This window comes from Stenotrophomonas nitritireducens, assembly GCF_001431425.1.
Lineage (GTDB): Bacteria > Pseudomonadota > Gammaproteobacteria > Xanthomonadales > Xanthomonadaceae > Stenotrophomonas > Stenotrophomonas nitritireducens.
In genome coordinates this window covers 1-554 of sequence record NZ_LDJG01000030.1, presented here as the reverse complement: position 1 = coordinate 554, position 554 = coordinate 1, and the positions used below count along the sequence as shown (strand labels likewise).

General features: G+C 62.3%; 1 protein-coding gene. It reads left to right on the top strand.

Going from position 1 to position 554, the window contains the following annotated elements; translation table 11 throughout:
* The first annotated feature begins 81 nt into the window (after nt 1-81).
* Nucleotides 82-543, top strand: coding sequence for a bacteriohemerythrin (locus ABB22_RS15925; RefSeq protein WP_055770103.1), 462 nt, complete (start codon nt 82-84; stop codon nt 541-543).
* Nucleotides 544-554 lie beyond the last annotated feature (11 nt).

Sequence of the window (554 nt, the reverse complement as noted above, 5' to 3'; positions counted from 1 at the left end):
TTCTTCGTCGGTAGCTTCATATGTGGTATAAGAGACAGTCCCTAGAGTGCGCCCCGACAGCACTCATCTGGAGAAACGGCGTTGGCACTTCTGGTCTGGCAGGACGATCTCAACACGGGCGTGGAGGTCATCGACCGCCAGCACATGCGCATCGTGGAGATGCTCAATCACCTGCACGTGACCCAGAAGAGCCTGGAGCGGGTCGCCGTCGGCGAGGTGATCGACGAGCTGATCGACTACACCCTGTCGCACTTCGCCTTCGAGGAAGAACTGATGGAGGAGGCCGGCTACCCGTTCTGCGCCGCGCACAAGCGCGTGCACGAGGTGTTCATCAAGCGCGTTTCCGAATATCGGATGCGCTTCGAGGCCGGCGAGGACATCACCGACGAGCTGCGCAACATGCTCTCGCGCTGGCTGTTCAACCACATCCGCGGCGACGACAAGGCCTACGCCGAACAGGTCAAGCGCCACCTCAACAAGTTCGCCCGCGAACACGAGGAAGGCGGCTGGCTCGGGCGCACGCTCAAGCGCTTGTTCCGCTGACCGCGGCGCGG